This window comes from Nitrosomonas marina (genome assembly GCF_900110145.1).
Lineage (GTDB): Bacteria > Pseudomonadota > Gammaproteobacteria > Burkholderiales > Nitrosomonadaceae > Nitrosomonas > Nitrosomonas marina.
Genome location: NZ_FOCP01000001.1, coordinates 30,843 through 49,206, shown reverse-complemented (window position 1 = coordinate 49,206; position 18,364 = coordinate 30,843). Strand labels below are relative to the sequence as shown.

22 protein-coding genes are annotated in these 18,364 nt (G+C 47.3%); 10 read left to right on the top strand and 12 right to left on the bottom strand.

The window, feature by feature from the left end; all coding sequences use genetic code 11:
- The first annotated feature begins 6 nt into the window (after nucleotides 1–6).
- From BMX44_RS00260 to arsC, 5 genes are all read left to right on the top strand, one after another.
- The gene (locus BMX44_RS00260) at nucleotides 7–1,290 is read left to right on the top strand and encodes an O-antigen ligase family protein (protein ID WP_245738762.1); all 1,284 of its coding nucleotides are present in this window, start codon (nucleotides 7–9) and stop codon (nucleotides 1,288–1,290) included.
- Entirely contained in the window at nucleotides 1,283–1,972 is a 690-nt protein-coding gene (locus BMX44_RS00255; protein WP_090626891.1) for an O-methyltransferase, read from the top strand. The genes BMX44_RS00260 and BMX44_RS00255 overlap by 8 nt, the downstream gene beginning before the upstream one ends.
- Before the next feature lie 348 nt (nucleotides 1,973–2,320).
- Nucleotides 2,321–2,578: a DUF2024 family protein gene (locus tag BMX44_RS00250; RefSeq protein ID WP_090626889.1), complete on the top strand. Its 258-nt coding sequence runs from the start codon at nucleotides 2,321–2,323 to the stop codon at nucleotides 2,576–2,578.
- Between the two features lie 97 nt (nucleotides 2,579–2,675).
- Nucleotides 2,676–3,203, top strand: coding sequence for an invasion associated locus B family protein (locus tag BMX44_RS00245; RefSeq protein ID WP_245738761.1), 528 nt, complete (start codon nucleotides 2,676–2,678; stop codon nucleotides 3,201–3,203).
- A gap of 112 nt (nucleotides 3,204–3,315) precedes the next feature.
- A complete protein-coding gene (gene arsC / locus BMX44_RS00240; protein ID WP_090626885.1) occupies nucleotides 3,316–3,663 on the top strand; it encodes an arsenate reductase (glutaredoxin) in 348 nt (115 codons plus the stop codon).
- A gap of 95 nt (nucleotides 3,664–3,758) precedes the next feature.
- Here the strand turns inward: arsC and rplS are convergent, their stop codons facing one another.
- Genes rplS through rpsP form a run of 4 tightly spaced genes read right to left on the bottom strand, consistent with a single transcriptional unit; the run spans nucleotide 3,759 to nucleotide 5,800 of the window.
- A complete protein-coding gene (gene rplS / locus BMX44_RS00235) occupies nucleotides 3,759–4,133 on the bottom strand; it encodes a 50S ribosomal protein L19 (protein ID WP_090626882.1) in 375 nt (124 codons plus the stop codon).
- Between the two features lie 25 nt (nucleotides 4,134–4,158).
- Entirely contained in the window at nucleotides 4,159–4,929 is a 771-nt protein-coding gene (gene trmD / locus BMX44_RS00230; RefSeq protein WP_090626880.1) for a tRNA (guanosine(37)-N1)-methyltransferase TrmD, read from the bottom strand.
- A gap of 21 nt (nucleotides 4,930–4,950) precedes the next feature.
- Complete coding sequence (gene rimM, locus BMX44_RS00225) at nucleotides 4,951–5,568, bottom strand: ribosome maturation factor RimM (RefSeq protein ID WP_342708008.1); 618 nt, start codon at nucleotides 5,566–5,568, stop codon at nucleotides 4,951–4,953.
- A complete protein-coding gene (rpsP, locus tag BMX44_RS00220) occupies nucleotides 5,525–5,800 on the bottom strand; it encodes a 30S ribosomal protein S16 (RefSeq protein ID WP_090626875.1) in 276 nt (91 codons plus the stop codon). Before rpsP ends, rimM begins: the two co-directional genes overlap by 44 nt.
- Nucleotides 5,801–6,476: 676 nt before the next feature.
- Here rpsP and BMX44_RS00215 point away from each other — a divergent pair.
- Nucleotides 6,477–7,823, top strand: a complete 1,347-nt coding sequence (locus tag BMX44_RS00215) for a DUF2254 domain-containing protein (protein ID WP_218143887.1) — start codon at nucleotides 6,477–6,479, stop codon at nucleotides 7,821–7,823.
- 304 nt (nucleotides 7,824–8,127) lie between these two features.
- On the opposite strand, the gene BMX44_RS00210 is transcribed toward BMX44_RS00215, so the two are convergent.
- Together BMX44_RS00210 and BMX44_RS00205 are read right to left on the bottom strand one after the other, a co-directional pair.
- The gene (locus tag BMX44_RS00210; protein ID WP_090626869.1) at nucleotides 8,128–8,331 is read right to left on the bottom strand and encodes a hypothetical protein; all 204 of its coding nucleotides are present in this window, start codon (nucleotides 8,329–8,331) and stop codon (nucleotides 8,128–8,130) included.
- A gap of 523 nt (nucleotides 8,332–8,854) precedes the next feature.
- A complete protein-coding gene (locus tag BMX44_RS00205; RefSeq protein ID WP_090626868.1) occupies nucleotides 8,855–9,499 on the bottom strand; it encodes a PEP-CTERM sorting domain-containing protein in 645 nt (214 codons plus the stop codon).
- A gap of 541 nt (nucleotides 9,500–10,040) precedes the next feature.
- Here BMX44_RS00205 and BMX44_RS00200 point away from each other — a divergent pair.
- The 3 genes from BMX44_RS00200 to BMX44_RS00190 all read left to right on the top strand — a co-directional run bounded on the left by BMX44_RS00200 (nucleotide 10,041) and on the right by BMX44_RS00190 (nucleotide 12,892).
- Complete coding sequence (locus BMX44_RS00200) at nucleotides 10,041–10,640, top strand: urate hydroxylase PuuD (protein ID WP_090626866.1); 600 nt, start codon at nucleotides 10,041–10,043, stop codon at nucleotides 10,638–10,640.
- A gap of 180 nt (nucleotides 10,641–10,820) precedes the next feature.
- Nucleotides 10,821–11,978, top strand: coding sequence for an MFS transporter (locus tag BMX44_RS00195; RefSeq protein WP_090627216.1), 1,158 nt, complete (start codon nucleotides 10,821–10,823; stop codon nucleotides 11,976–11,978).
- Between the two features lie 167 nt (nucleotides 11,979–12,145).
- Nucleotides 12,146–12,892 (top strand): hypothetical protein, encoded by a 747-nt coding sequence (locus BMX44_RS00190; RefSeq protein WP_143056852.1) that lies wholly within the window; start codon nucleotides 12,146–12,148, stop codon nucleotides 12,890–12,892.
- Nucleotides 12,893–13,177: 285 nt separating this feature from the next.
- Here BMX44_RS00190 and BMX44_RS00185 read toward each other — a convergent pair whose 3' ends face one another.
- The 6 genes from BMX44_RS00185 to ispD all read right to left on the bottom strand — a co-directional run bounded on the left by BMX44_RS00185 (nucleotide 13,178) and on the right by ispD (nucleotide 17,067).
- Entirely contained in the window at nucleotides 13,178–13,858 is a 681-nt protein-coding gene (locus BMX44_RS00185; protein WP_090626861.1) for a uracil-DNA glycosylase, read from the bottom strand.
- A gap of 148 nt (nucleotides 13,859–14,006) precedes the next feature.
- Nucleotides 14,007–14,477, bottom strand: coding sequence for a ribosomal protein S18-alanine N-acetyltransferase (rimI, locus tag BMX44_RS00180; protein WP_090626858.1), 471 nt, complete (start codon nucleotides 14,475–14,477; stop codon nucleotides 14,007–14,009).
- Nucleotides 14,474–15,280 carry a tRNA (adenosine(37)-N6)-threonylcarbamoyltransferase complex dimerization subunit type 1 TsaB gene (gene tsaB / locus BMX44_RS00175; protein ID WP_342708007.1) on the bottom strand — a complete coding sequence of 269 codons (807 nt, stop codon included), beginning with the start codon at nucleotides 15,278–15,280 and terminating at the stop codon, nucleotides 14,474–14,476. Before tsaB ends, rimI begins: the two co-directional genes overlap by 4 nt.
- 14 nt (nucleotides 15,281–15,294) lie before the next feature.
- Nucleotides 15,295–15,864 (bottom strand): RNA 2',3'-cyclic phosphodiesterase, encoded by a 570-nt coding sequence (thpR, locus tag BMX44_RS00170; RefSeq protein WP_090626856.1) that lies wholly within the window; start codon nucleotides 15,862–15,864, stop codon nucleotides 15,295–15,297.
- A 1-nt stretch (nucleotide 15,865) separates the two neighbouring features.
- The gene (gene ispF / locus BMX44_RS00165; RefSeq protein ID WP_090626853.1) at nucleotides 15,866–16,366 is read right to left on the bottom strand and encodes a 2-C-methyl-D-erythritol 2,4-cyclodiphosphate synthase; all 501 of its coding nucleotides are present in this window, start codon (nucleotides 16,364–16,366) and stop codon (nucleotides 15,866–15,868) included.
- The gene (ispD, locus tag BMX44_RS00160) at nucleotides 16,363–17,067 is read right to left on the bottom strand and encodes a 2-C-methyl-D-erythritol 4-phosphate cytidylyltransferase (protein ID WP_090626850.1); all 705 of its coding nucleotides are present in this window, start codon (nucleotides 17,065–17,067) and stop codon (nucleotides 16,363–16,365) included. Before ispD ends, ispF begins: the two co-directional genes overlap by 4 nt.
- A gap of 178 nt (nucleotides 17,068–17,245) precedes the next feature.
- Between ispD and prfB the strand changes: the two genes are divergently transcribed.
- Nucleotides 17,246–18,353, top strand: a protein-coding gene (gene prfB, locus BMX44_RS00155; RefSeq protein ID WP_143056863.1) for a peptide chain release factor 2 whose coding sequence is annotated in 2 segments (ribosomal slippage) — nucleotides 17,246–17,326 and nucleotides 17,328–18,353 — 1,107 coding nt in all. Because the reading frame shifts where the segments join, the coding sequence is not laid out codon by codon here.
- Nucleotides 18,354–18,364: the final 11 nt, after the last annotated feature.

Below are 18,364 nucleotides of genomic sequence, written 5' to 3'. Positions count from 1 at the left end.
ACAGTTGTGCCGGGACTTCAACATTTAACTGCACATCAGCGGGAAATGCTGGTTAGAGCTGTGCTCGTCTGCTTTGCTGCGGGCCTATGGTTCAGTGTTCTGTATAAATTCCTGGTCGTATTACTTGTACTGGCATGGCTGATTGATGACCAGGCGGCGACATTCAAACAAATGATCGCAGAACCGCTGGTTCAGGCGATTTTTGTGTTGTGCGCGCTCCTGCTTTTGGGCCTGCTCTGGAGCGAAGCGCCGCTTGTTGGGCGGCACAAGTGGACAAAATATTTTCTGTTGCTGGTTTATGTGCCGTTTCTGGCGCTGCTGAACGAACGAAGGCTGCCGTGGGTTGCTGGTGCCGTGATTGCGGGGTATTGCCTGGTGCTGCTTACTGGTTTGTATCAGTGGCAGGTGGAAAACAGGCAGGGCATACCTGTATTCAACATGTCTTATCTGTCTTTTTCAGCCCTGCTGGGTGTGGGCTGCATCGTGGCATGTTATTTTGCCTGTCTTTGCCGCAGTACGATGGTCCGGTTCTGTCTGGCAGTCTGTGCGCTGGGATTGTTGTATCTTCAGTTTCATCAAAGTGCGCGGGGGTTTTTGCTGGCGACGCTGGCGACACTGGTTATTATGCTGATTGTATATATCAGAATCTCCTTGAGCAGATTTGCGGTGATTGCGGTACCGGTGTTGCTGATGCTGCTGCTGTTTGCCTATACCAGTCCGGTGATTCAGGAACGATGGGCGCAGGCAGGCGCAGATTTAGAACACATACAGCAAGGACATTTCAACAGTAGCATCGGGTACCGTATCGCGTTGTGGGATGTGGGGCTTTATGGTATTGCGAAGAAACCTATTCTGGGGCAAGGCACCGGGATGCCCGAGCATTTTTTTGATCGGACGGTTGTGCAGTACAAGCAGGGTCTGTATCAGAATCTTCCGGCGTTCCAAAAAACCTCGCATTTTCACAATGACTGGATTGAAATCGGCATGCAACTGGGCGTTTTGGGGCTGGGGGCATTGCTGTTTTTATTGTGGGCATGGCAACGGACCTTCAGGCAACATGGGTTGATTCTGGCGGGCGTCTGTATGATAAGCTTTGTTGTGTTGTCCGGAATGACGGAAACCTTTCTGATTTTTGGCCGGATACCGATACTGCTGCTGGTGATTACAGCGATCGCTGTTTGCTGGCAGCGTGTGAAACCGAACTGCTCCGGCATTACAGGTGGCAACAAACGACAATCGAACCCAAGCCCAAAGAACGAAAATACTAGCAAAGGAGACAAGAATGACTGAAATACTGACACCGACATCAGACAATTCCAGTGAAATCATTCCCGTGCATCCGGCGATAGACAGTTATATGCGTGCACTAGTCGGCAATACGGATCACCCTGTTTTATTGGAAATGGAAGCACTGGCTGAACAAAAACGGTTTCCGATCGTAAACAGACTTGTCGGTATTTTTCTGGAAATGCAGGCCAGAATGATTGGCGCCAGGCAGGTGTTCGAGTTCGGAAGCGGTTACGGTTATTCCGCCTACTGGTTCGCACGTGCCGTTGGCCAGGATGGTCGCGTTATCTGCAGTGACGGCAGCAGTGAAAACAGAGACCGTGCTCATCAATACCTGTCGTCAGCCGGTTTGTGGGAACGGATTGAATTCAATGTGGGAATGGCTCAGGAAATTTTTGTCCAGACCGATGGTCTTTTCGATATCTGCTACAACGACGTCGATAAAGGGTGGTATCCCGAGGTCTGGCAACTGGCGCGCGATCGTATCCGTCCGGGCGGGTTGTATATCGCAGACAATGTGTTGTGGCATGGCCGTGTCGCCTCAGAAACCTATACCGATGTAGCATTGGGCTGGACCGAGGCGATTGTCGAGCATAACCAGATGATTTTCAATGATCCCGAGTTTGATGCGTTTATTAATCCAACACGTGACGGCGTTATCGTCGCACGCAGGAAAATGTTTTAATGGAAGCGCTGTTCATAATATCTTGAGATAAAGTAGTAGGTGGACCCTGATGAAATAACCCGGGTTAAATGCTTGAATGCCCGCCCGCTGCCGTCTTTCGCGGCGATCGGCCGGGCGGGGGTGCAAGTAGCGCTCGGCATCCGGTTGTGGTCGGCGTTCCAATATTCGGGCCATAGTGAATGGCCTGTTTTCATTTTCGTTTAATCCGGGAAAATCCGATCATTATCATGGCGGTTTGCCGGATTAATTGTTATAGTAATCACCGTTTGGAAACGCATGGCTATTTTTGTATCGGTCTGATACGGCTTTGCGGTAATTCGTATTCAATCTTAATGATTAAGGAAAACTATGCAGATTCATGTTTATGATACCTATGTGAAAGCTAAAGACGGACATATTATGCATTTCGATGTTTTTACGGCAGTTAAAGATGATCAGAAAGCCATTGAATATGCGAAAGAATGGCTGACATCCATAGGCGAAGGAGATGCTGTTGTTACCAGTAAAGAATGCAGTTTCTGTCATAGCCAGAGTGCGCCGCCGGAAGTCACTGATGCCATCAACAAAGATGGTTATTACATTTACAAAATGGAAGGCTGTTCATAATTTGCTTTTAGCCGGTTCAAACGGATCGGCTTGTTTTTAAAGGTTCAGTTAATTTACTGAAACACGGTATTTTTATACAATCTCAAGGTTTTTCATTATGAAGTGTCGACAATTGCGCAGGCTTTTTTTCACCACGGTTATGGTTTTACTGGTAAACGCGGCGGGTTCAGCACAGGCATCGGAGCCTGTTTTGCTTGGACAACATGGGGACTGGACAGCGTATACGTTTATGGAAAACAACGGCAAGGTATGCTATATGGTCAGTCAGCCAAAAAAAGACCAAGGTGACTATACGAAGCGTGGTGATATTTTTGCATTGATAACGCATCGTCCGGCTGAAGGGAGTAAAAATGTTTTCAGCTATATCGCGGGCTACACTTATAAGGCAGGCAGCGAGGTGACTGTTAAGGCCAATAACCAGACGTTTAAATTGTTTACCCAGGATGATTCTGCCTGGGCGCCTGACCAGGGAACCGATAATAAGCTGGCAGATGCAATCAGACGGGGTAATACCCTGATCGTCGAAGGTGTGTCATCACGTGGTACACAGACAATAGATACATTTGGATTGAAGGGATCGTCAGCTGCGTACAAATCGATTTCCGACGAGTGCGGAATGAATTAAGTATTGATACGATACACGGTATCAGTATTGATTAGTTGTGCCGGAGTAGCTGTTTTTGGTGCCGGGCACCGCAACAGTCCACGGCGTTGTACGAAGAGGGAAGGCAGGCAGCATGAGCGACAAAATCACCATTTATCAAAAACCGACCTGCAGTAAATGCCGGGGGACACTGGCAATACTGAACGAGAGCGGTCAGGATTACGAGTCCGTTAATTATTACGAAACACCGTTAACTGTTGAGAAGTTACGCGAATTAATCAAAAAACTCGGGTTGTCAGCGCAGGACGTCTTGCGCAAGGACGAATCTGCGGCGCGTGATCTGGATTTGAATACGATCTCGGAAGACGAGCTGATTCGGTGTATGGTTAACAACCCGGACTTGATGCAGCGACCAATAGTCGTCAAAGGCGACAAGGCCAGAATATGCCGGCCTCCCGAAAATGTCAAGGATTTGCTGTAGCTGCTGATATTTCAAAAAAAACCGCATATAGAATTGAAAATATGCGGTTTTTTAGTAGTAAAGGCAAATGCGCCTAAAGTAGCAATAGTTGCCGGTTAATACTGTTTGTTTACACGTGCGGGCAGTTTTTCGCGTATGCGCGCAGATTTGCCTGAACGTTCTCTCAGATAATAGAGCTTTGCACGACGCACATCGCCGCGGCGTTTGATTTCAATGCTTGCGATCAGTGGTGAATATGTCTGGAATGTTCGTTCAACGCCTTCGCCACTGGAAATCTTGCGTACGGTAAATGCCGAATTCAGGCCACGGTTGCGTTTTGCAATCACAATACCTTCATAAGCCTGTACACGTTTCCGCTCTCCCTCGACTACATTCACGTTTACAACGACCGTGTCGCCGGGCGCAAAACTGGGTATTTCCTTGTTCAAGCGACTGATTTCTTCAGCTTCCAATTGATCGATAATGTTCATAATAGTTTCCTTCAAGGCAAAATATTTACTTGATCTTGCAATTTTTTTTAAATTCTTCCAGAAGCGTTTTTTCTTCTTCCGTTATTCCCTTTTTTTCTTTCAGCTTAAGCAAATCCGGGCGTTTCAGCCATGTTTTTCCCAAAGCCTGCTGCAAGCGCCAGCGGCGTATCAGCGCATGATTGCCGGATAACAAAACATCCGGCACGCTACTTTCGCAATACTGCTCGGGCCGTGTGTAATGGGGATAATCCAAAAGCCCATTGACGAACGATTCCTGAGCCGCCGATTCGGGTTCGCCAAGTGTTCCCGGAATCAGTCTGACGACGCTGTCTATGACAACCATAGCGGCCAATTCACCACCCGATAATACATAATCGCCAATTGAAACTTCAGTATCTACCTGGCGGTGAATGACGCGTTCATCAATACCCTCGTATCGCCCGCAGAGCAAAATGATACCGGGCGAAAGGCTCAGCCGTTTGACTTCACGGTGATCGAGCCGTCGCCCCTGAGGCGTCATATAAATGACCTCCGTTTTTTCAATACCGAGCATTTGCTGCCGTTTCCGGGCACTGATGATGGCTTCTTCAAGCGGTTTTGCCATCATCACCATTCCAGGCCCGCCACCATACGGACTGTCATCAACTGTACGGTGGCTGTTATCGCTGAAATCGCGCGGATTCCAGATTTTCAGCCGAAAGATACTGTTTCTGTTCGCTCTTCCAGTCACGCCATACTGCGTGACGGCATCAAACATTTCCGGAAACAGCGTGACTACATCGCATTCATACGGCATGCGCTTATCTCAATAGCCAGCTTAATAATCCGGTTTCCAGTCCACCAGGATTTCGTGGCATTTCAAGTCCACTTTTTTTATAACCGTTGATTCAATAAATGGAATCAGCAGTTCCTTAGCGTCCGACGCTGTATCTCGTGCAGCATCCTGTAAAGTACTCTGTACGCGCAGCACATCATTTGCACCAGTTTCAAACAATCCTGCAACAGTACCCAATTTTTCGCCATCTAAATTAACGACCGCGGCGCCGATCAAATCAGACCAGTAATAGCCTGCTTCTCCACTATCCGGTAAATCAGGCAACTGGTTTCGTGGAATAGCAATTTTCAAACCTTTATACTGAAGCGCCTGATCCCGGTCATTGCATCCTTTTAATTTGGCATCCAGCAGTGTGCCGTTGACACGCCCGGATACAAGCTGCATTTCAATCCAGTCGCTGCTGACTGTATCGCCGGTTTTGTTTTTTCCGAGCCACCATGATGAGTAATCAAGAAGCCCATCGACATTTTCTGTATAGGGATAAACTCTTATCCAGCCCTGTATGCCAAACGCATTCACCACATGACCCATGACAATCATGGACGCTTGGGTTATGTCAGGATGCGTTATCTGGCGATGCTTCCTTGCTTGTTGCTGCAAACTGTTTCAATAATCGTTTAACAGTGCTGGACACCTGTGCACCTTTGGATTGCCAGTAGTTGACTCTATCCAGATGAATACGCAAGGTTTCCTCGCCGCCTGTCGCTCTCGGGTTGTAGAAACCGACACGCTCTATAAACTTGCCATCGCGAGCGCGCAGGGAATTAGCTACTACCATATTGTAAAAAGGACGTTTTTTTGCACCACCGCGTGCCAATCGTATTATGACCATATTTTTTTGTCTGTTAGCGTTTGCCTGAAAGCTTTAACCTTTTAACCTTAAAATTGAATTTCAACTGAATTTCTTTTATCAATCCACACATACACAGCAAAAGCTGATTTTGTGGTAACCGTAGATTTTACATGCACTTTCGGCATGAAGGCAAGTATTGTTTTTGTTTTGGATTTTACGATGTTAATAAGGATACGTTCATTAATAATAAACAATAATGTTTTCTTGTTCTTGTTTATATATCCCGTCCATGTTTATGTTTGAGTATTACAGAATAACTGCAATACTTATTTGACAGAATCGGTGCATGTGTAGATAAAATTATGAAAAAATAGATTTGACCCCTATTCAGGCATATATATCCCGTCCATGTTTATGTTTGAGTATTACAGAATAACTGCAATACTTATTTGACAGAATCGGTGCATGTGTAGATAAAATTATGAAAAAATAGATTTGACCCCTATTCAGGCAGATTGCAATATAACTGAAAAGGGTGTTAGGATCAGACAAACGTCGGTATTCCTTTACATAAGGATAAGGCCGCGGCAGGGTTTGGTATGATGAAGGCTAAGCAACGCGCTACCCTAAAAAAATAAGGAGATAGCATGCAACGAAGTGTGTCAGGGACGCCGTAGTTTGCGTCATGTCGAATGTCTAATCTTCGCTTGGTAACATGAGTCAAGAACCGGCGACGGTCGGGGTTATGCGCAATCATCTCCGGTTTTATCTAAATCGGCTTCGTGAACGCCTTTGGATAAAACCACTGGCGACTTGCATACTTTCAGTGATTGCTGTGTTCGTGGCTGGCCTGGCAGATCGTCTCGACCTGCCGGAATATTCGTTTCCTGACATCAGCCTGGAGTCCCTAAAAAAGCTGCTGACGGTTACTGCGACCAGCATGCTGGTGATGGCTGCGCTTGCGGTGGGAGCGATGTTGTCGGCGTACCAATCAGCAAGCAACACTGCCACCCCGCGCACATTTTCCCTGGTTATTGCTGATGATGTTTCTCAAAATGCACTGTCGACATTCATTGGCGTGTTCATATTTAGCATCGTCAGTCTGACAGCCCTCCTTAATGATTTTTTCGAAACGGATGGCAGGTTCTTGTTGTTTCTTTTCACTACCTTTGCATTTGCGATCGTCATTCTCAGTTTTGTGCGTTGGGTTGACCGCATCGCAAGATTGGGTCGGCTTGGGACGACAATTGACAAAGTTGAGGAGGTGACCGCGGCAGCGCTACGAAGTGCCGCCCAGCTTCCCACTCTGGGCGCTGTTAAGACGGTAACTCCGAATTCGGGAATCCCGGTTTGCTCCAAAGTAGTCGGGTATGTGCAGCATATAGACATCGCGAAGTTACAAACCATAGCTGAGCGAATGAATTGCAGAATTGTTGTCGCTGTCCTTCCAGGATCATTTTCCACTCCAGTTGATCCACTGGCCTATATTCAAGGAAAGGACCAATCAGATGATGAAATCTCTTCAAATAAAATTATACAAGCTTTTCGAATCAGGGGAGAACGTACTTTTGATGAAGACCCTCGCTTTGGTCTGGTCGTACTTTCCGAAATTGCCAGCCGAGCTCTTTCACCTTCCGTCAACGATCCTGGGACGGCCATTGATATCATTGGAACCCAAGTGCGTTTGTTCGCGCTTTGGGCAGAGACTCGGGTCGAATCCTCCAATGAACGTGTAGAGTTTGATCGTGTGGCCATTCCTGAACTCTCGCTGGATGATATGTTTGATGATGCGTTTAATGCGATTTCTAGGGATGGCGCAACCATATTGGAAGTTACCGTACGGTTGCAGAAGGCTTTTTATTGTCTAGCACGTCTTGGTCACGACGAAATGCGGGAAACAGCTGTTGCACACGCCAAGTACGCTTTTCGGCATGCGGAATTAGGTTTGAAATTAAAAGATGATCTGGAGATTTTGCGCGCCGTGACAGAATTTAGCCTGAGAGAGGTAGAGTGTGATGCTCGACAAGACGCTGCAGCCGACAGCTCTGGATGTGGCGGCTAGGTTAATACGTTGATCCCGAGGTGGCGATGATTCGTTGAAAGAATAATGGTCAAATAATGGTCAGGTCTGTTCATCAATAATAAACAATAATGTTTTCTTGTTTATATCCCATTCATGTCTGATTTATAGATAAAATTTAAAAACAGATTCGCCCCTTTATTGACTTTTTTCTGCAGTTAAATGCTTTTGGCAGTTGGTTAATTCATAAAAAAACTTATCCAGACTGCCAAAAATTATTTGATGTAAAGGATAGTTGCTAAGAATCCTCTCTGAAGCGAGATGTCAGCACTATTCCTTGATGAGCTTATTCTTTGATAACGTAAGAGGTGATCAGAAACACTATTCCAAAAATAATAAATAAAGCTCCGGCAATATTCATAATAACTCCAGAGCTTGCTAGCGCAGAAATTACCCCCGTTGTTCCCAATATACCAAAAATTAAGAGAAATATTCCTAGGATAATACTAGCAACCCATGCCGCTCTACCTCTTATAATTAATGAAATCATTAGAAGTTCCTCCTAGTTTATTGTTTATGGTAAGAAATAAAATAAATTCCTTAAAAAATATAGGCCAGTAAATCATGGTTAAAACAAATGCTTTGTTTGGATCTAAACAGGTACATTAATTTGAAGCATTTTGTGTTTAACCAGAAGCATCCCATTGTTAGCTGTAGGTAACTGACAACGTTGCCATAGTTTATCAATAAACTATTTGCACTTCTGTGACAAAAATCACTGTCTGTGATAAATAAAATTGTCTGGTTTTTTTTGCAAATAAGTTATCCGCTTTTAATTCAAGCGTAGTTGTTCCGGATAGTTGGACTGAAGCGGATGTTAGGAATAATGGTCAAATCTGTTTATTTATAATAAACAACAATGTTTTTTTGTTTATATCCCATCCATGTCTGATTAATACAGATAAGCTGCAATACTCATTTGACAGAATCGGTGAATATATAGATAAAGTTTAAAAACAGATTCGACCCTTTTCCGAAAGATTTGCTTTTTGCGTCGATTTAACAACCTGAAATCAGGCTTGCAGCTTCCGGCGATAGGTAAATCCTAAGCCGGCCAGCCCCATGCCCATCAGAAAAAGGATAGAGGGCTCGGGAACAGCAGCGGTTTCAAAAGCGACTTCACCAATATTTACATTAGGACCACCATGATTGGAAAGAACCTCCAGACGCACAGAGCCGCCAACCAGACCATTTAACAGATCAAAGGTTTGTACACTTATATCTGGTGCATTGCCTATTACACCATTAAAAGTGCCACCTAAAACACCATCAACATAGATTTTGAAATCGTTAATTGCCCGGTCATTCGATTGCGTCCAAAGTGCAAATGTTTCAACCTCGTGGGTAGCGCCCAAATCGAAATCAATATAACCGAAAACGGGTCCAGTCGGGCTATCCAAGCCTGCCCAGGCATTGCCGGGATCGTTAGTCGGGTGAGTAGGGGCCGTGGCGATGTATGTATCGAAATCGGTTACACCGCTCAAATAGCCAGCAGATAATCCCGACTGGTTGATCATATTCAGTTCTGACCCATTGAGAGTACCTATAGTATTGGCCGTAATTGCAGTAGCTCCGGTTATAAGTCCGGCATAGGAACTGGTTCCAATTAAAATGGCGGGAATAACAAAAATAGCGTTTAGAATTGATAATCTTTTCATTGGTTAAATTTCCTTTTTTTATATATTCTAATTTACAAAATGAGCACAAATACTGCATCACCGAAATATAAGTCTGAAAGGGCGATGGAGACAAGCAGCGTTTTCTTCATCATGCTTCATATCGCTCTGTGCAACAATTGGTTTGTTTAAAGAATATAAGGCAAATCCTGTGCCAAAATCTCAACCGAATGATCTTATTTAATTTATTTGAACCAATACTGTGGCAGAAACGCAACCTGTAAAAAAATCGACACTTGATCCTGCAGATTTAAGTTAAATAAAGCATTTTTCGCTTCATAATAGGGTCAAGTCTGTTTATTAAGAATAAATAATAATTTTGTCTCGTATAAACCTCGCCCATTTTTGCCTTATACAGACAAACTGCATTGCTCATTTGACAGAATTGGTGAGTGCAAAGATAAAATTTTAGAAGCAGATTCGACCCTTTTTCATTGATTGTGCACATGCAACTGGGTATTGTGCTGAATGCGCAAATCCCCTATCTTTAGCACCTCAAATAATATTCGATCAAGGAATAACTATGAATCCATTATTATCAGTCAAAGGTACCATTGTTGTCGGTTTTATTCTTGCAATTGCGCTTGCTTTCGGGTTTGGTAATGGTCTGGCCGGGTTAAATACAACGGTCTGGCTGCATGTGTTGGCGGGTGTCTGCTGGATCGGTCTGCTGTATTATTTTAATTTCGTTCAGGTCCCTGGTGTTAGCGATGCACTGGCGAACCCTGACGGTCCGCAACCTGCCGCAATCAATAAATACATCGCGCCAAGAGCGCTGTTATGGTTCCGTATGGCTGCTGCAGTAACATGGCTAACCGGTCTTAGCGCGCTGGCCCAGATTGGCGGCGGTATGCAGGGTATTGTGGACGCGTTTATGCTGACAAACGGCATGGCAGTCATTGGTCTGGGCTCCTGGCTGGGTACTATCATGTTATTCAACGTCTGGGTGCTGATCTGGCCAAACCAGAAGAAAATTCTGGGTCTTGACGGTAAAGAACATAGTGTCGAGGTCATTGCAAGTGCTAAAAAAACCGCGCTGCTGGCATCACGCACCAATACCGCCTTATCGGTCCCGATGCTGCTTTGCATGGTTGGATACGGCCATGGGTTAACGTTCTTTTGATCGTCGTGAGAGGGAAACGATAATTGGGTCGCGTTTCCATTATGTCGCGGAAAGACCAGTCAGCAGGGCCATGAATAGAGTCAGGCCCTTTTGATTGTTATTGCTTCCTGATCGACCGGGCATTCGTTTTTTCTATCCTGATGTTTTTCAGACCCGAACCCTTTGCATTCACAAAATCTGATGCATTCCTTACCTTACTGGCGACTGTCAGGTTTCTATTTTTTTCATTTTGCAGTGATTGGCGCGTTCGTGCCGTACTGGACCCTGTATCTTCAATCGCTAACCTTTAGTGCGGTGCAGATTGGCATTTTGATGTCGCTGTTACTGGTGACGCGGATATTTGCACCTGCCGTCTGGGGCTGGCTGGCGGATCATACCGGCCGGCGTATGTTGGTGGTGCAGTTCGCCGCACTGGGCGGTTTTGTCAGTTTCATTGGATTTTTCTTCGGCCACTCTTTTGCCTGGATTTTTCTGGCGATGCTGCTGATGAGCTTTTGCTGGAGTGCGGCGTTGCCGTTGATAGAAGCAGTGACATTGTCGCACCTGAGGGATAAAACCGACCGGTATGGCCAAATTCGGTCCTGGGGTTCGGTGGGGTTTATTCTGGCGGTTGTTGGCGTTGGTTATCTGCTGGATAGGGTTGGAATTGTCTGGCTGTTATGGGTGGTGCTGGCATTAAAACTGGGAATACTGGTTTTTTCGCGCAGCGTTCCGGAATCCGAGGTAATCGGCGAGAGTGTGGACCAGGAATCAGTGCGACAGCTGTGTCAGCGCCCGGAAGTGCTGGCGTTTCTGTTTTCCAGTTTGTTGATGATTTTTGCGCACGGTGTTTATTACACATTCTTCTCAATCTATCTGGTAGAGCACGGTTATGACAAGGGCTTTGTCGGTTGGCTCTGGGCAATCGGGGTGATCTGTGAAATCGGAGTGTTTTTTCTGATGCCCTGGATGATGCGGCGTTTTAGTCTGAGATTAATCCTGATGTTCAGTTTTGCGTGCGCAGTGCTGCGCTTTCTGATGATCGGCTGGGGCGTTGAATGGGTGGCGGTGATTGTATGTGCGCAGGTGCTGCATGCGGCAACTTATGGTGCACACCATGTGGCAGCGATGATGCTGGTGCATCATTTCTTCCAGGGGCGGCATCAGGCAAAGGGCCAGACGATTTATACCAGCGTTTCGTATGGACTGGGGGGGACCCTGGGTGCAATCCTAAGCGGTAGTGCATGGGACAATCTGGGTGCAGAGACTACCTTTACGATCAGTGCGGTATCCGCGCTGCTGGGAATGATACTGGTGGCCTGGAAGGTGAAAATGATAAAGTACCAGGGTTACAAATAGACCCTTATTTTTCCAGTCCGGTGTACAGAAAACAGTGTTGCACCGGGTTTTTGTTCGAATTCGTCTGTGATTAGTATAACGTTTGCTGTGATGAAAGCAGAAAGGGTACATTATTATAAAAATCAATGAGATAAGATAATGTGCATATTGGGGTATTAGGCGAAAAAATGACACGAACTAGAATCAGTGAAAATATTCAGACAGATGTTTTGACAGCTAGTCGAAGACGGTGTTGTATTTGCTATGGATTGAACGGGGATCTCGAAATTAAGCGAGGGCAAATAGCACATCTGGATAAAAACAGAGAGAATAACAAACTCGATAATTTAGCATTTTTGTGCATGGATCATCATGATGAGTATGACTCCACAACGAGTCAATCGAAGTCTTTCTTGCTAAAAGAGATAAAGGCATTTCGCGAAGAACTTCATAATTATTGGCAAACTCCCGAAGAATCAACGCACATTGATATCGTTACGACAACTATTGAAGAAATTGGTCTTCTCCCGCATCTTTGGAAAAATCAATTTTTAAGCTTGGTTCCTAATGGATGGAAACTAGTTGAAAATTATTCCACCGGTGAAATATGGGGATCCATGGTGGCGATGGTTGAAGTGTTAGATTTAACTGAAAAAGATTGGCCCCGTTATAAGGTCTTATATGATGTGATTCTCCCTCATGTCGTAAAGAAAATGGAATCAGAAATCATACTTTGGGGTCAATACCTAACGGATGACTACAAACACAAGTTACAAATGAGTCTCAGAAAGTTGTCACAAGCATCTATTCTTTATCGCACTCTCCAAGTGCATGTTTCCGAGGCAATTTTTATAAAAAACCTACTTCTCGAAACGCTAATAAATCTAAAAGAGGTGTGCTCTGATGCCAGTGCTGAAAAAGAGAAATTCGCCTAACAATGCAATTGAGAGCGGACCCAAAAAGTTGCGGCTTCTCTTTAGCGCTCAAAAATATAGCCCGTTTATTTGAGGTTTTCTCATTGCGGTATTTAGGCAAAAAAAACAGGTTTTTCTCTATAAATGTAAGCGTAGCAAAGCATAGATTCTGGTTTATATTCAAATTCTACAAACACAATCTCTCATTGTTACAAAAGACAAATAATGCGTCTTTAGAATTCTCGCGGCCACCATGCGGCAGAGCCTGGTGGCCATAAAGCCTTTCTTAAGGTATCAGACCGTTACTTAGGATAGCGATTCCATGAACGCCCTGGCCATGCACAGGTCTTTCCATGCCTTGGCTTTTTCGGGCAGCGCGCGCAGCAGATACGCCGGGTGATAGGTGACGATCAGAGGGATTCCGTGATAGTCGTGGATTTTGCCGCGCAGGTTGGCAATGGTGTCGGTGCTGTTCAGAAGATTCTGTGCGGCCACTTTACCCAGCGCAACGATAAGCCTGGGCTTGATCAGCGCAATCTGCCGGACGAGATAGGGCGCGCATTGTCTGGCTTCGTCTTCGCTGGGGTTCCGGTTATCGGGGGGACGGCATTTGACGATGTTGGTGATATACACATTTTCACCGCGTTTGAGCCGGATGGCGGCCAGCATGTTGTCCAGCAGTTTTCCGGCCTGGCCGACAAACGGTTCGCCCAGCGCGTCTTCGCGCGCGCCGGGACCCTCGCCGATATAGAGCCAGTCCGCGGTTTTGTCACCTACCCCAAAAACCGTTTGGGTGCAGGTTTGCCGTAACGGGCAGGCAGTGCAGTCGGCTACGGTTGTTGTCAGTTGCTCCCAGTCCATATCTGCGACTTCAACCATCGGGCGCGCGGATTGTTCCGGCTGGATTGCGGTTTTGGTTTCAGCTCTGAGATGCCATAACGGCGTCAGGCCGAGTTCTTTGAGAATGGCTTTGCGCCGTGTATTCATTGTATCCAGGGCACCTTTAAAAATTCATAGTTTTAAACAAGACAAGGCGCGAGCAAAAAATGTTGGCGCAGCATATGATAGATATGTAAGGAAACATTTTTTGTGAGCAACGAAGTATTGTAACGAAGTATGGATTTTAGAGGCGCCTTCATAGCATCAAGCGCATAACCAATGCATCCTCGCGTCCGCACATGGCCGGATAGTAGCCCTTGCGTGTGGCGATTTGTTTAAAGCCGAGCTGTTTGTAAAGCCTGGCTGCGCCATGATTGGACTCACGCACGTCCAGAAGCACCGATTTGGCATTATTCTCGCCCGACTGCTGTATCAGGTATCTCAGCATTTTCTCGCCCAGACCTTTTTTCTGCCATTGCGCGCCGATACCAAGCGTCAGCACATGCGCCTCATCCGGGCCGAGCAGCAAAATGCTGTATCCAAGCAGCGTGTTGCTGGCTTCCATAACGCTGCAAAGATAACCCGCGCGAATAGAATCGGCAAAATTTTCCAGAGACCATGGAAACAGAAAAATTTCACGTTCGATCAGGATGATATGGCGCAGATCGGATTCGCGCATTTTCCTGATAACCGGATCGAGCGGAAGCTGGGACACCACTGAATTCATCGTTCGGATTCCTTGAGGGCTACTTTGTTGCGGATATATATCGGGGCTGCTAACGACGGATCAGCATGGAAGTCGCTGATGTCTCTGGTGGCGGCAAGCGCGGCGATTTCACGGGCATGCGGATAGCATCCATATTGGATATGGGTCAGTTGCTGACCATAACGTTCCGATAGTGCGTTGGCGTAGATATCAAACCCGCTGCCGCAACCGATCCACTGCGAACCGGATACGCCGGGCGCATGTTGCGGCTGGCATAATACCGGCTTGCTGGCAACCTGCCAGTGGTCTGCTTCCCTGACAAAGGCGGCGTGATAAATCTCGCCCATCCGCGCATCCATTGCCACGACAATGTTGTCATGCAGTTCCTGCTGAGCGACTGCTTCCAGTGTGCTGATGCCGATGACTGGCAACCCGGTGGCAAAAGCCAGTCCCTGCGCAACGCCACAGGCTATTCTGAGTCCTGTAAAGGAGCCCGGTCCGGCACCAAATGCGAGTCCGTCGATTTTTCCCAGCCTGAGGCCGGCATCCGCCAGTATTGCCTGGACCATCGGCAATAATAGTTCGGAATGACGGCGAACAGCCAGTGTCTCGGTCTGCGAGATTTCTCCGTCAATAAAGAGCGCTGCCGAACAGTATTCTGTAGAGGTGTCAAAAGCCAGTATTTTCAATGTAAAACTAATGTCGTATCGAAAAATAAAATGTGGTTGCGCAATACCTGAAGCAATCCCGGATCTTCGTTCGCGGCGAGCTGAATACCGGTTATTGCCGGTTACGATGCCAATTGTGCGGCTGTTAGCATGCACATTTTAACATCCTGTCAGCCGAGCCTCCATTGATGAAGCGTTTTGTAGCGCACCCCCAGTTTGCATTGTTCCGATTGCATGAGCAGCCAGTGCGTGATCGGCCATGCAATCGGTTTGTCGAAATCTGCGGGTTTGTGTTTCGCGGCTTTTCTAACCAGTGTCATGTGCGGCTTGTATGCGCGGTCGTCAGATTCAAACCCGGCGTTGCGGGTCGCGGTCCTGATTGCGTCTGCCAGTGTGAATAGCGCCGGCGGATATGTTTCGGCCGCCGCAAAAATTATTCGGTTGCGTTTCCAGAATCGGGTTTTCCGAATGACCAGATCAAAAGGTTCAGCAGAAATGTCGCTGACGGCTGCAACGAGTGCCGGAATTTTTTCTGTGGGCGTACGTCCCAGGAATAATAATGTCAGATGAATATTTTCCGGCCTGATGTGGCGCCCGCCGGACTGCTCAGCCAGTTTTTGCGCCATGTCACCCAGTATTGTCCGGATTTTTCCGGCAGGCTGAATGGCGAAAAATAACCGTGCCTCACTTGGTTGACTGTTACCAACGTGGATTTTCGCGTTGCTGCTGTTTTTAGTCACACTATCTGTTTGATGTTGCGGTCTGCTGAATCAGACATACGGCATCAGCCATGATGCCTTCCTTGCGCCCGATCGGACCGAGTTGCTCTGCAGTCTTGGCCTTGATATTGACGCAATTTTCAGCTATTGCCAGATCCAGAGCAATATTGGCAATCATTGCCGGAATATGCGGCGCCATTTTGGGGGCCTGTGCAGTGATCGTGGCATCGATATTGACGATTCCGTAACCGTGTGTTTCCAATAATTGCCGTACGGCGCGCAATAATTCGCGGCTGTCGATATTTTTGTATCGAGCATCGGTATCCGAAAAATGCCTGCCGATATCGCCAAGCGCGGCCGCTCCCAGTAAAGCGTCGCAAATTGCGTGCAGCAGCACGTCTGCGTCCGAGTGCCCCAGCAGTCCTTTTTCGTGGGGAATGGTGACGCCGCCGATGATCAGTTTACGGTTCTCGGCGAGCTGGTGTATATCTGAGCCTTGTCCAATTCGTATGCCATTATTCATTGCTGGTTCCTTTGTTGCATGATGAGCTCGGCGAGCGCGAGATCCTGCGGGTAGGTGATTTTGAAATTCTCGGATTTGTTGTGCACCAGCCTGGGATGGTGGCCCATGGCTTCAATGGCGCTGGCGTCATCGGTAATGCTTAGTTCCGGCACATTGTTCAATGCTTCCAAAAGCATCGAATAGCGGAACATCTGCGGTGTCTGCGCCTGCCAGAGATGTTCCCGCGATTCGGTCTGCAGTACGCGGGTGTCAGCTCCGCTGCGCTTGAGCGTGTCGGCGACAGGTACTGCGAGCAGGCCGCCGATTGCGTCGTCGGCGAGCTCGTCAATCAGTTGGCTGAGCTGGTGCTGCGTCAGTAAAGGCCGGGCGGCATCGTGCACCAGAATCCAGTCGGGCGACTCAATGGCAAAGTGCCTGGCTGCGGTGTTCAGTCCGTTGAATACGCTTTCCGCGCGCGTTTCACCACCGCAGTAGAAAACGCTCAGCTTGTCGGAAAACACGTCCCAGTCATATTTTTTCCATTCGGGGTCCTGTGGTGAAAGCACGATAAAGACGTGTTTGATCTGGGGTGATTCGCAGAATGTGCGAGTTGCGTGATAAATCATGGGATGGCCGGCCAGTGTCAGGTATTGCTTGGGCAACTGATTGCCCATTCGCGCACCGTAACCGGCTGCCGGAATAAGCGCATAATAATTCGGCATTGTAAGTATGATGATTAAAAACAGGGCTTCGGTAAGTTTTGTATGCCGTGTATTCTAATCAATAATTGTGTTTGCCGGTAACCCTTATGAGGTTTTATCGATGAACCAAAATCGGATTGTCATGCATTTCGGATTACAATATGCGTTTGATCTATCGATACAGGAGGCAGAGAGACTGATGGAAACAGAACAAATCAATGCAATGGATGAACAGCTTGAGATGCTCAATACGCGCACCCGTGACTTGCGGAGGTATCTTTGACTACGACAGCAAGAAAACAAAACTTGTCGAGTTAAACCGTTTGCTCGAAGACCCGGCTATCTGGAATGACGCCAAGCAGGCGGAACAGGTGAGTCGGGATAAGAAGTCGCTCGAAGCCGTGGTGCTGACGCTCGAGACGCTGGACCAACAACTCAGTGATACCGGTGAATTGTTTGCGCTGGCAAAAGAAGAATCCGATGATGCCGCGCTGGACAGTATCGTCGACGATATTGAAACCGTCGAGGAAACTGTTTCCAAGCTGGAATTCCGCCGGATGTTTTCTGATCCTATGGATCCCAGCAACTGCTTTCTGGATGTGCAGTCCGGCTCGGGCGGTACCGAAGCGCAGGACTGGGCGGCAATGCTGGAACGCATGTACTTGCGGTATTGCGAGCGGCAGGGGTTGCAGGTGGAAGTGCTCGAAGAATCGCCCGGCGATATTGCCGGCATTAAAAGCGCTACCTTAAAAATTACCGGAGAACATGCGTACGGTTATTTAAGGACAGAGACCGGCGTGCACCGATTGGTCAGAAAATCCCCTTTTGATTCAGGCAATCGCCGCCATACGTCATTCGCCAGTATTTTTGTTTACCCCGAAGTCGATGAATCATTTGAGGTGGATATCAATCCGGCGGATTTGCGTGTCGACACGTTCCGCGCCTCGGGCGCAGGCGGACAGCACATCAACAAGACCGATTCCGCCGTGCGCGTGACGCACGTGCCGACCAACATTGTCGTGCAGTGCCAGAGCAGCCGTTCACAGCACAAGAACAGGGCAGAGGCGATGTCAATGCTGAAATCCCGGTTATTCGAGGCCGAACTGCGCAAGCGCAACGAAGAAAAGCAAAACATCGAAGACGCCAAAACCGATATCGGCTGGGGTCACCAGATCCGTTCCTATGTGCTCGACCAGTCGCGCATCAAGGATCTGCGCACTCATGTCGAGACCGGTAATACCCAGGCTGTCCTCGACGGCGATCTCAACCAGTTTATTATGGCGAGCCTGAAGGAAGGCGTGAAATAAAAGCACTGGAA

Coding starts and splice junctions, on each gene's coding strand:
- BMX44_RS00195 (WP_090627216.1), top strand. CDS start 10,821: ATGCATTCCTTACCTTACTGGCGACTGTCAGGTTTCTATTTTTTTCAT.
- BMX44_RS00185 (WP_090626861.1), bottom strand. CDS start 13,858: ATGAATACACGGCGCAAAGCCATTCTCAAAGAACTCGGCCTGACGCCG.
- trmD (WP_090626880.1), bottom strand. CDS start 4,929: ATGCCGTATGAATGCGATGTAGTCACGCTGTTTCCGGAAATGTTTGAT.
- ispF (WP_090626853.1), bottom strand. CDS start 16,366: ATGAATAATGGCATACGAATTGGACAAGGCTCAGATATACACCAGCTC.
- BMX44_RS00250 (WP_090626889.1), top strand. CDS start 2,321: ATGCAGATTCATGTTTATGATACCTATGTGAAAGCTAAAGACGGACAT.
- rimI (WP_090626858.1), bottom strand. CDS start 14,477: ATGAATTCAGTGGTGTCCCAGCTTCCGCTCGATCCGGTTATCAGGAAA.
- BMX44_RS00200 (WP_090626866.1), top strand. CDS start 10,041: ATGAATCCATTATTATCAGTCAAAGGTACCATTGTTGTCGGTTTTATT.
- rplS (WP_090626882.1), bottom strand. CDS start 4,133: ATGAACATTATCGATCAATTGGAAGCTGAAGAAATCAGTCGCTTGAAC.
- BMX44_RS00190 (WP_143056852.1), top strand. CDS start 12,146: ATGACACGAACTAGAATCAGTGAAAATATTCAGACAGATGTTTTGACA.
- BMX44_RS00210 (WP_090626869.1), bottom strand. CDS start 8,331: ATGATTTCATTAATTATAAGAGGTAGAGCGGCATGGGTTGCTAGTATT.
- BMX44_RS00215 (WP_218143887.1), top strand. CDS start 6,477: ATGAGTCAAGAACCGGCGACGGTCGGGGTTATGCGCAATCATCTCCGG.
- BMX44_RS00245 (WP_245738761.1), top strand. CDS start 2,676: ATGAAGTGTCGACAATTGCGCAGGCTTTTTTTCACCACGGTTATGGTT.
- ispD (WP_090626850.1), bottom strand. CDS start 17,067: ATGCCGAATTATTATGCGCTTATTCCGGCAGCCGGTTACGGTGCGCGA.
- BMX44_RS00205 (WP_090626868.1), bottom strand. CDS start 9,499: ATGAAAAGATTATCAATTCTAAACGCTATTTTTGTTATTCCCGCCATT.
- rpsP (WP_090626875.1), bottom strand. CDS start 5,800: ATGGTCATAATACGATTGGCACGCGGTGGTGCAAAAAAACGTCCTTTT.
- BMX44_RS00255 (WP_090626891.1), top strand. CDS start 1,283: ATGACTGAAATACTGACACCGACATCAGACAATTCCAGTGAAATCATT.
- arsC (WP_090626885.1), top strand. CDS start 3,316: ATGAGCGACAAAATCACCATTTATCAAAAACCGACCTGCAGTAAATGC.